Genomic DNA, 12263 nt, shown 5'->3' with positions numbered 1-12263 from the left:
TGAATGGTCCGAAACGTTCTCGGCCACCGGATCGATACTTCTTAGGCTTGGGAAGGGCCCGGCTCTCCCAGCTGCTGTCGGCCGCTTAATTGTGATGTGTCGATCCTCGTGACCGACGATTGATGAGAGGATGACCCAGCCTTTATGTCGCGAACGGTCGACGGTGCCGGTACGTTTCGGACTGGTTCTCGGCCGGGTCGGCGGGAGCGCCCCACGCGCCGACGGCGGTCCGGCGCGGAGCTGTTGCCCCAGCTGCTGACAGCTGCTGTCGACACAGCTCGTGATCACCCGGCGGTCGTCTTCGAGGGCGCGACGACCAGCTATCAGGAACTCGACGAACGGTCGTCTCAACTCGCGCGGGAGCTCATCGCGCGTGGCATCGGTCCGGGGCAGTTCGTCGCGTTGGGGCTGACCCGGTCGCTGGAGTCGGTTCTCGCACTGTGGGCGGTAGCGAAAACGGGGGCTGGGTTCGTTCCGGTGGACCCGAACTATCCGGCCGATCGCATCGAATACATGGTCGAGGACTCCGGTGCCATTCTCGGTATCACCGTCGCCGCACACCGTGACAAGCTGCCGGAGTCGTCGATCTGGCTCGTACTCGACGACCCGGAGACGAAAGCGTCCGTCGACGAGGCGGCCAGACATCCGATCTCGCACCGCGATCGCATCCGGCAGCCGGATGTCCACGACGCGGCGTACGTGATCTACACGTCCGGTTCGACCGGACGTCCGAAGGGCGTGGTGGTCACGCACTCCGGCCTTCCCGGTGTGGTTGCCGCCGAGCGCGAGCATTACGGCGTCACCGCGCAATCGCGCATGTTGCACGTTTGTTCGCCGAGTTTCGACGTGTCGGTACTGGAGCTTCTACTCGCATTCACCGCCGGTGCGACCCTTGTGGTGGCTCCCGCGTCCGCGTTCGGCGGAGACGAACTCGCCGGGCTGCTGGAGCGCGAACGGGTGTCGCACATACTCATCACCCCCGGTGCACTGTCGACCGTCGATCCGTCCGATTTGCCGGACCTGAAGGTCGTCGTGGTCGCGGGCGAATCGTTCGCCCCCGAATTGGTGGCACGGTGGGCGCCGGGGCGACGTTTCTACAACGGCTACGGCCCGACGGAGGCGACGATCCTTTCCGTGAGCAGCCGAGCGCTGACTCCGGGGGAAAACATCACCATCGGTGTACCGATCGCGGGTGTCGGCGCCCTTGTTCTCGACCATCGGCTGCGCCCGGTCCCGGCCGGTGCGCCGGGCGAACTGTATTTGGCGGGTGCCCAGTTGGCGCGGGGGTACCACCGTCGGCCGGGGCTGAGCGCCGAACGCTTCGTCGCCAATCCGTACGGCGAACCCGGTGACCGGTTGTACCGGACCGGCGACGTCGTGCGCTGGACATCGGAGGTCGACGGAGCACGAGAGATCGAGTACGTCGGACGCAACGACTTCCAGGTGAAGATTCGCGGCTTCCGCATCGAACTCGGCGAGATCGACGCGGCGCTGTCGGCGCACGACCACGTGGAATTCGCCGTCACGATGGGTCACTCCAGTAGCGCCGGCGCGGTCTCGCTCGTGTCGTACGTGGTTGCACCGCAGGGCATATCGCTCGATACCGAGGAGCTGTCCGATTTCGTCGGCCAACGAGTGCCGGCATACATGGTGCCGTCGGTGATCATGGTGATCGACGAGGTGCCGCTCACCCCGGTCGGCAAGCTCGATCGGAAGGCATTGCCGGAGCCCGTCTTTGCCGGCGAGGTCGAATACCGGGCGCCGCGGACCCCGGTCGAACAGGTCATCGCCGATGTCTTCGGCGACGTACTGGGGCTCGAGAATGTCGGTGTGCACGACTCGTTCTTCGGTCTCGGTGGCGACAGCATCGTGTCGATCCAGGTGGTGTCCCGCGCGAAAGCGCGCGGAGTCCTGTTCACCCCGCGAGATGTGTTCGAGCATCGCACGGTTGCCGGTATCGCCGCGGTCGCGGAAGCGGTCGACGCAACGGCAGCGCCGGTCGGGCCGACCGAGTTGGCCGGCGGTGGAGTGGGGGAGATGCCGCCGACTCCTATCGTGCGCTTCATGGTCGACCGTCCGGGCCATTTCGGCCGGTTCAACCAGACCATGGTGCTCGAACTTCCGGTCGGGATCGAACGCTCGGGCATCGTGTCGACCCTTGCCGCACTGGTGGATCGGCACGACATGTTGCGCGCCCGCCTGGTCGCGGCCACGGACGGCAGCGTGCGCGCGGTCGCGGTTGCGGCGTCGGGCAGCGTGGATGTCGACGCGCTGGTCCATCGGGTCGAGGTAACCGGCGAAATGGACTCCGCCGAAACCACCGCCGCGGCAGACGCGGCCTACGACGCTGCGCTCGGGCGGCTGGATCCGTTCGAAGGTATTGTGCTGCAGTTTGTCTGGCTGGACCAGGTGGATTCGGCCCGCGCCGGACGCCTGATCTTCGTCGCGCATCACCTCGTCATGGACGGCGTGTCCTGGCGTATCGTCATCCCGGACCTGGTCGGATCGTGGGCACAGCTTGCCGGCGGTGCGACGCCGCAGTTGCCCGATGTGCCGACCTCGATGCGGGCGTGGTCGCACGCCCTCGTCGATGATGCGCAACGGCCCGAGCGGGTGGCCGAACTTCCAGTCTGGCAAGACATTCTCGCCGGCGCGGACACGCCCATCGGGCCGCGTCGCTTCGATCAGACGGTCGACGTGTCCGGTGCAGTGCGGTCGGTGCGTGTCGAACTCGACGCGGACGACACCGACACCCTGCTGACCCGGGTGCCCGAGATCTTCCACGGTGGCGCGAACGACGGCCTGCTCGCGTCACTTGCTCTTGCGCTGGCCACCTGGCAGCGCGCGCGCGGCGTCGACGAACGGTCGACGCTCGTGTGGCTGGAAGGCCACGGTCGCGAGGAGAGCGCTGCGCCGGGCGCCGACTTGTCGCGCACGGTCGGCTGGTTCACGAGCAGGTATCCGGTACGCCTCGATACCGCGGGCATCGCCCTCGACGAGGCGCTGGCCGGCGGTCCTGCCACCGGGCTCGCGGTTCAGACGATCAAGGAACAACTGCGCGCGGTGCCGGACAACGGCATCGGATATGGGCTGCTGCGCTACCTCAACGACGAGACGGCAGGCCAGTTGCCCGCGCTCGCGCCGGCGGAGATCAGTTTCAACTACCTCGGCCGGATCTCGGCGGCGGACCTGCCGGACGAGATCGGGGAGATGGGCTGGATTCCCGCCGGTGACGTCGGACCGCTGACGGCCGGACCCGACCCGGATATGCCCGCAATGGCCGCGCTCGACATCAACGCGATCGTGACTGGCGGCGTGCTGTCGGCGACCTTCGCCTTCCCCGACACGCTGCTCGACGAGGCAGATGTGCGGACGCTGGCCGACGTGTGGCGAGATAGCTTGCACGCAATTGCGGTTCATGCCCGCACCGTGGGTGCGGGCGGTCGTACGCCGTCGGACTTCCGCCTCGCCGCGCGAGCCGGTGCGACGCTGACCCAGGCCGATGTGAACGAATGGGACTTGCGCTACCCGGGTTTCGTCGACGTATGGCCGTTGGCGCCACTGCAATCGGGCCTCATGTACCACGCGATGATGGCCGCCGCGTCGGTCGACGTCTACACGGTGCAGGTCGTGGTCGAACTCGAAGGTGATGTCGACCCGGATCGATTGCGCGTGGCCGGGCAGGGGGTGCTCGATCGCTACCCGAACCTGCATACCGCGTTCGTCACCGACCAGGCCGGCGAACCGCTGCAGGTGGTCCAGAATTCGGTCCGGTTACCCTGGACGGCAATCGATCTGACCGGCAACGCCGACGTGGACGCCGCATTCCGCGGGTTGCTCGACGGCGACATGCAGGTGGGCTTCGATCTGGCCGAGCCGCCGTTGATCCGGTTCATGCTGGTGACTCTCGGCGCGGGCCGGAACCGCCTGGTCGTGACGAACCATCACCTGCTGCTCGATGGCTGGTCGATGCCGTTGGTGCTGCGGGAACTGCTGGTGTTGTACGCAACGTCGGGGGATGCATCGGCGCTGGCCGCCCCACCGCCGTACCGGAACTACGTGTCGTGGCTGGTTTCGCAGGATCCGGTTGCCAGCCGGCGCATCTGGCACGACGCCCTGGCAGGTGTCCCGGAGCCGACGGTACTCGCGCCGGCCGACCCCGCTCGCGAGATCACCACGCTGTCGGACGATTACAAGTTCGCGCTGGACGAAGTCGGCACGGCACGGCTGGCCGCGACGGCCGCCGACCTCGGCGTCACCGTGAACACCGTCTGCCAGGTCGTGTGGGGACTGCTCCTGGGCCGCCTGCTCGGCCGCGAGGATGTCGTCTTCGGCACCACGGTGTCGGGCCGCCCACCGGAGCTGACCGGCGTCGAGAACATGGTCGGGCTCTTCATCAACACCTTGCCCGTTCGTGTCGAGTTCGCCGCCCGCGACACCATCGCCGAGGTGCTCGGCCGCGTGCAGGGCGAACAGGCCGACCTGCTCGCGCACCACTACGTCGGACTCGCGGATATCCATGCCGGTGCGGGTGTCGGCGCGGAGTTCGACACGCTACTGGTCTTCGAGTCGTACCCGATCGATGCCGCGGGCATCGCGGCGGCCGGCTCGATCGACGGTATGCGCCTCACAAATGTCACGATGACCAACGACACGCATTATCCGCTGACGGTTTTCGCGACGCTGACCGATCGCCTCGAGTTCACGCTGCAGTACCTGCACGGCGTTTTCGACCCGGAGACCATCGCGTCGTTCGGTGCACGGATGCAGCGGATTCTCGCTGCGATGGCCGGCGACACGAGTCGCCCCGTTGGCGACATCGACCTGCTCGACGACACCGAGCGCGCTCTGGTCGTCGACTTTTTCAACCGCACCGAAAGCCCCGCCGAACCGGCGACGTTGATCGGGATGTTCGATCGGCAGGTCGCGGCCACGCCGAATGCGCCTGCGGTGACCTTCGGTGCCGAGACATTGACATATGCAGAGTTCGCCGGCCGGATCCGTCGGCTCGCCCGGCACCTCATCGATCTCGGTGTCGGACCGGAAGTTCTTGTCGCGCTGGGTATGCGGCGTTCGCTGGATCTCGTGACGGCGATGTACGCGGTACTTGCCGCAGGGGGCGCGTACGTCCCGCTCGATCCCGACCATCCGGCGGACCGTCTCGAACACATCCTGGACACCGCGGACCCGCGGTGTGTGCTGACGACCACCGCCGACGCCTTCGTCACTCCCGGAGGACGCCCCACCGTGGTGGTCGACGAACTCGAGTTGACCGAGGTGTCGGACAAGGCGATCGAGCCTGCCGAACGCCGTGGGGTGCTGCGTCCGGACAACGCCGCCTACGTGCTGTTCACTTCGGGCTCGACCGGACGGCCCAAGGGCGTGTCGGTGTCGCACACTTCGGTCGTCAACCAGATCCGCTGGATCACGGCGGAGTACGGCATCGGCGCGAACGACGTGGTGCTGCAGAAGACTCCGGTGACCTTCGACGTCTCGATCTGGGAACTGTTCGGCCCCGTGATCGTCGGCGGCCGGATGGTGATCGCGACGGCGGACGGTCACCGCGACCCGGCCTACCTGGTCGACGTGATCGACCGGGAGCGCGTCACGATGACGTCGTTCGTACCTTCGATGTTGAGCGTCTTTGCCGAAGGCGCCGAGCCGGGCTCGGTCGACTCGCTGCGCAGCGTTCTCATCGCGGGTGAGGCGCTGGCGGCGCACACCGTCACGGCATTCCGCCGGATCAGCAGTGCCGCGACCTACAACCTCTACGGCCCGACCGAATTTACCGTGCATGCCACACACAGTCGGGTTCCGGACCTGGTGGCCGGCGCGGTGCCGATCGGTGGCCCGGTATGGAACGCGCAGGCCTACGTTCTGGATTCGCGATTGCGGCCGGTGCCGATCGGTCTGGCTGGCGAGCTGTACCTCGGCGGTGTGCAACTGGCGCGTGCCTATCACCGCCGCGCGGCGCTGACAGCAGAGCGATTCGTCGCGAGCCCGTTCGCCGCGGCGGGTCCCGGCGGGCGGCTCTACCGGACCGGCGATCTCGTCCGGCGCCATTCGGACGGCAAGTTGGAATATCTGGGCCGCAACGATTTTCAGGTCAAACTTCGTGGTCTGCGAATCGAGCTCGGCGAGATCGAGGCACTTGCGCTGCAGGATGCTTCGGTGTCGCATGCGGTTGCGCTCGTTCGGGCCAGCCCGGAGCGCGCCGACCAGCTGGTGTGCTATCTCGTCCCGGCGGCAACAGCTTCGATCGATGTCGAGCAGGTGCGCGCCGGACTCGCCGCGGAACTGCCCGAATACATGGTGCCGTCGGCCTTCGTCGTCATCTCGGATCTGCCGCTGACCACGTCGGGCAAGCTCGACCGCAACGCGCTACCGGAGCCGGAACTGTTCTCGCACGCCGAGTTTCGCTCCGCGGGTACGGATACCGAGCGGTTGTTGGCAGCGGTATTCGCGGAAGTGCTCGGGCTGCCGGATGCCGGCAGCGTGGGGGTCGACGCCGACTTCTTCGCGCTCGGCGGGGACAGCATCTCGTCCATCCAGCTGGTGTCGCGGGCGAAGACTCGCGGCCTCGTACTCACTGCGCGCGATGTGTTCGAGCGCAGGACGGTTGCGCGCCTGGCCGAAAAGGCGGTAGCGGGATCCCAATCCGCGACGGTGCTCGGCGAACTTCCGGGCGGCGGCGTCGGAACCATGCCGGTGCCGCCAGTGGTGCGCTACATGGTGGAACGCGGCGGGCACTTCGACCGATTCAACCAGACCGTCACGCTGTCGTTGCCCGCCGGAATCGACCGCGCCGGCGTCGTCGCGACGATCGGTGCGGTTGTTACCCGGCACGACATGCTCCGTGCGGCGCTGTTTCGCGACGCCGCTGGTGAATGGGCACTGGCGGCTCGCCCCGTCGACGCGATCGACGTGGATTCGCTGGTCCATCGCGTCGACATGCCCGCCGACGAGGCTGCGCGCACCGAACTCGCGGCAGTCGAGTTGGACGCTGCCCTGGAACGGCTCGATCCGGCGGACGGCGTGGTGCTGCAATTCGTGTGGCTCGACGCACCGGAGGCGGGCCGACTCGTCGTCGCGGCCCATCACCTCGTGGTCGACGGCGTCTCGTGGCGCATCTTGATCACCGACTTCGTGACCGCATGGGCGCAGATCAGCACCGGCGCGGCGCCGGCGCTACCACCGGTGGGGACATCGATGCGCCGCTGGGCCCACGCGCTCGCCGACGGTGCACGGACACCCGCATGCGTCGCCGAACTCGGGTACTGGCGAGGCGTGCTCGACGGCCCCGATCCCGCACTGGGCGCACGGCCGTTCGACCCGGCGATCGATGTTGCGCAGACACTCGACGCGATCGGTGTGCGACTCGATCGAGAGGTGAGCGCGGGCGTCACCACCGCCGTGCCGGAGGCGTTCCGCGGCGAGGTCGCCGACGGTCTGCTGGCGGCATTGGCTCTGGCGGTGCGGGAATGGCGCCGCAGGCGCGGTGTCGACGAATCGTCGGTCCTGCTGCGGCTGGAAGGGCACGGGCGCGAGGAGCATGTCGCTCCCGGTGCGGATCTTTCGCGCACCGTCGGCTGGTTCACCAGCATGTTCCCGGTTCGGCTCGATGTCTCGGGCGTCGATCTCGTCGACGCGTTGGCCGGCGGACGCTCGACCGGTGTCGCGGTGAAGGCGGTCAAGGAACAGCTGCGGTCGGTGCCGGACAAGGGTATCGGCTTCGGAATGTTGCGCTACGCCAACGACGACACGGCGGCACAGCTCGCCGACCTGGCCACCCCGCAGATCGGATTCAACTATCTGGGCCGCATTTCGGCGGGCGAGCTGCCCGAGGACGTGCGTGACCTCAGCTGGACACCTGTCGGCGACCTCGGCGACCTGCCCGCACGGGCCGACGCGGACATGCCCGCGCTTGCCGCGATCGACATCAACGCGATCGTCACCGACGGCGAGCTGTCGGCTACGTTTGCCTTCCCCCGCGGACTGCTGGACCGAGAATCAGTCCAGGAACTGGCAGACCTGTGGGTGCATGCGCTGGACGCGGTCGTGCGCCATGCCCGGTCGGTTGACACCGGTGGCTGGACACCCTCGGACTTCGCGCTGGTGAACACCACACAGGCCGACATCGACTCGTGGGAAACGCGTTTCCCAGGGCTCACGGACCTGTGGTCGCTCTCGCCGCTGCAGGCCGGATTCTATTTCCATTCCGAGCTCGCGAGCGCATCCCTGGACGTCTACACCTCGCAGGTCGTGCTTGCCATGACCGGGGCGATCGACGGCGACCGGTTGCGACGGGCGGGGCAGGTGGTGGTGGACAGACACGCGAACCTGCGCACCGCATTCGTCACCGACGCCGCCGGAGCTGCCGTCCAGGTTGTGCTGAATTCCGTCGAGTTGCCCTGGGTGCAAGTCGATCTCAGCGATGAGCCGGACCCCGATGCTGCGCTCGTGGCCCTGCTCGAGGCCGACCGTCGCGATCGATTCGACATGGCGCACCCACCGCTGCTGCGGTTCACGCTGGCGTCGTTGGGAGACAACCGTTTCCGTCTCCTCGTGACCAATCATCACATCCTGCTGGACGGCTGGTCGATGCCGTTGCTCATGAAGGACCTGCTGGTGCTGTACGCGACCGATGGCGACCGCAACGCCGTCGAGCCGGTCCGGCCGTATCGCCGTTATCTCGAGTGGCTGGGCGAGCAGGATCACGGCGCAGCGCGGCGCGCGTGGCGGGCATCGCTGGACGGCGTGACCGAGCCCACGCTGCTCGCACCGCGCGACACGGGCCGCGTCATCGAGGCGCTTTCCGGTGAACACACCGTCGAACTCGACGAGGCGGTCACCGCACGACTCAAGGAGTTCGCGGTCGTCACCGGTGTCACGGTCAACACTGTGCTGCAAGTGGCCTGGGCAATTCTGCTCGGCCGATTGGTCGGTCGTGACGACGTCGTCTTCGGTGCGACCGTCTCGGGCCGCCCACCCGAGATCACCGGCGTCGAGTCGATGGTGGGCCTGTTCATCAACACGGTTCCGGTCCGCGTGCGGGTCGAACCGAACGATTCGGTGGGGCAGCTGCTGGCGCGGGTCCAGAGCGAACAGGCGGGCCTGCTCGGCCAGCATTATGTGGGCCTTGCCGATATCGTTGCCGACGTCGGGCCGGGAGCCGAATTCGACAGCCTCTTCGTCTACGAGTCGTATCCGGTCGATACGGCCGGCATCGCTGCGGCGAGCGTCATCGAGGGCATGCAGATCACCGGAGTCGACCTCACGACGGTCACGCACTATCCATTGACGGTGCTCGCGGTTGTCGGTGCTCGTCTCGAAATCACCTTGCAGTACCTGCGTGAGATATTCGGTGACATCGAAATCAGCCGTATTGCAAAGCAATTCAGCAGAGTCCTCGCCACGATCATCGGCGACCCGAAGCTGCCGGTGGCCGACATCGACCTCTTGGACGCCGCCGAACGGCAGCAGGTGCTGCGCGACTGGAACGCCACCGCAGCGGCGATCGGGGACCCGCGGACGTTGGCCGGGGCGATCGCGGAGAGCTTTGCGCGCACGCCCGACGCCATCGCGGTCATCGTGCCCGAGACCGAAGCCCAACTGACCTACCGCGAGTTCGGCGAGCGAGTGCACCGGTTGGCGCACTGGCTGATCGATCGAGGAGTGCGGCCCGAGGCCCGCGTCGGCCTGGCGATGCGACGGTCGTTGGACCTGCTCGTGGCGATGTATGCCGTCGTCGAGGCTGGTGGCGCCTACGTCCCGATCGATCCCGACCATCCTGCCGAGCGGACCGAGTACGTGCTCGCGACGGCTGCGCCGCTGCTCGTTCTTTCGACGCGCCGTGACGATTTCGCCGGCACCGCGGTCGAACTGATCGAGGAACTGGACCTTTCCGACTTCCCCGTGACGTCGGTGTCCGACGACGACCGGCGCGCGCCGCTGCGCCCGGAGAACGCCGCCTACGTGTTGTTCACGTCGGGTTCCACCGGCCGGCCGAAGGGCGTCGTCGTCCGCCATGACGCCGTCGTCAACCAATTGCGCTGGTTGACCTCCGAATACGCGCTTGCACCCAGCGACGTCGTACTGCTGAAGACCCCGGCGACGTTCGACGTCTCGGTGTGGGAACTGTTCGGCACGGTGCTGGCCGGTGCACGATTGGTCGTCGCAAGTCCCGACGGACACCGTGATCCCGCGTATCTCGCAGACGCCATCGCGGCGCACGGGGTGACCATCACCTCGTTCGTACCCTCGATGCTGGCGGCCTTCGCAGCGGCAGTGCGCCCCGGCGCGGTCGATTCGCTGCGCGCCCTGCTGGTGGCCGGCGAAGCGCTGACCGGACCGACCGTCGCGGCATTCCAGCGCGTCAGCGCTGCGCCACTGTTCAACCTGTACGGTCCGACCGAATACACCGTGCACGCCACCGCGACACCGGTCGAGCGCGATGTCAGCGGCCCGGTGCCGATCGGGACGCCGGTGTGGAACTCGGCGGCCCTCGTCCTCGATGACCGGTTGCGTCCGACGCCCGTGGGTCTGGCCGGCGAACTCTACCTCGCAGGCGCTCAGCTTGCCCGCGGATACGACGACCGATCGGCCCTGACGGCGGAACGGTTCATCGCGAATCCGCATGGCAGCGATGGTGATCGGATGTACCGCACCGGCGACCTGGTGCGTTGGCATGAGAGCGGTGTACTGGAATACCTGGGCCGCACCGATTTTCAGGTGAAGTTGCGTGGCCAGCGCATCGAACTGGGCGAGATCGAAGCCGTGCTCGCGGCTGTTCCCGGTGTCGCCGCGGCGGTCGTTGCGGTCCATCGCGGCGATCGGACCGGCGACCAACTGGTCGGCTATGTGGTTCCCGCCGGGGATGCGGTGGTGGAATCGGCCGATGCCGTCGCGGCGGCAGCTCGGCGGCTGCCGCCGTACATGGTGCCCAGCAGCGTCCTGGTGATCGACGCGATGCCGCTGAACTCCAGTGGGAAGATCGATCGAAAGTCGTTGCCGAAGCCCGTTTTCGAGGCGAAGGTGTACCGCGCTCCGAGCACGCCGATCGAGGAGATTCTCGCGCAGACGGTCGCCGCCGTGCTGGACGTCGAACGAGTCGGACTGGACGACAACTTCTTCGACCTCGGTGGCACGTCCATCTCGGCCACCCAGGTGGCCGCGCGGCTCGGGGCCGAACTCGAGGCCAAGGTTCCGGTACGGCTGGTCTTCGAAGCACCCACGGTCGCGGCGCTCGCAGCTCGGCTCGAGTCCCACGTCGGTACCCGCGGACATGCCGCCCTGGTGGCACAACCACGCCCCGAGCGCGTGCCACTGTCCATCGCGCAGCAGCGGATGTGGTTCCTCAACCGCTTCGCGCCCGAGTCGGCGCTGTACAACATCCCGGTAGCGGTGCGGCTCTCCGGCCGGCTCGACGTCGATGCCCTGCGATCGGCGGTGGCAGATCTGATCGAACGCCACGAGGTGCTCCGGACCAGGTATCCGGAGATCGACGGCGCGGGTTGGCAGGTCGTGGCCGACGATCCGAAAACGATTCCGACGCTGGAGATCGAAGCGTGCTCCGCGGAGAACCTCCCGGCTCGGCTCGGCGAGTTCGTTTCGGCCGGATTCGACGTCGCCGCCGCCCCACCGGTACGGGTAACGCTCTTCGGCCTGGCCGACGACGAGTTCGTCCTCGCATTCGTGGCGCACCACATCAGCGCCGATGGGTACTCGATGGGACCACTTACTCGGGACCTGATGGCCGCCTACGTGGAGCGGGCCCGCGGCGAGCGTCCGGACCGGCCCGCTCTCGCCGTCCAGTATGCCGATTACACCCTGTGGCAGCACGCCGTGCTCGGCTCCGCCGACGATCCGGAATCCCTGCTTTCGCAACAGGAGGCGTTCTGGCGCGAGACGCTGCGCGGCCTGCCCGACCAGCTCGATCTCCCCACGGATCGGCCGCGACCGGTGGTGAGTTCCAACGGCGGCGCCAATGTCGTGTTCGCCATCGACGGGCCGCTGCGGGCCCGGCTGCGGGCGCTTGCCACCCGGCACAACGTGACGATGTTCATGGTGATGCACTCGGCACTGGCGGTGCTCCTGTCTCGGCTCTCGGCGACCACCGACATCGCCGTCGGTACGCCCGTCGCCGGCCGCGGTGACGCTGCGCTCGACGACCTGATCGGCATGTTCGTCAACACGCTCGTGCTGCGGACCGACATCGAGCCGGACATGTCGTTCGCCGAGTTGCTCGGCCGGGTGCGCGACGT

At 67.5% G+C, this 12263-nt stretch carries 1 protein-coding gene (cut by a window edge); it reads left to right on the top strand.

The window, feature by feature from the left end; translation table 11 throughout:
* Window positions 1–243: 243 nt before the first annotated feature.
* Window positions 244–12263, top strand: the 5' portion of a protein-coding gene (locus tag OG921_RS22215) for a non-ribosomal peptide synthetase (RefSeq protein WP_266114709.1). Its footprint extends 4573 nt past the window's final position; 12020 of the gene's 16593 nt are visible here — the first part of the coding sequence; its start codon is at window positions 244–246; its stop codon lies beyond the right edge, outside the window.

The sequence above is a fragment of the Aldersonia sp. NBC_00410 genome, from assembly GCF_026342035.1.
Lineage (GTDB): Bacteria > Actinomycetota > Actinomycetes > Mycobacteriales > Mycobacteriaceae > Aldersonia.
The sequence above is the reverse complement of the archived record's forward strand: the minus strand, read 5'-3'. Positions and strand labels throughout refer to the sequence as shown.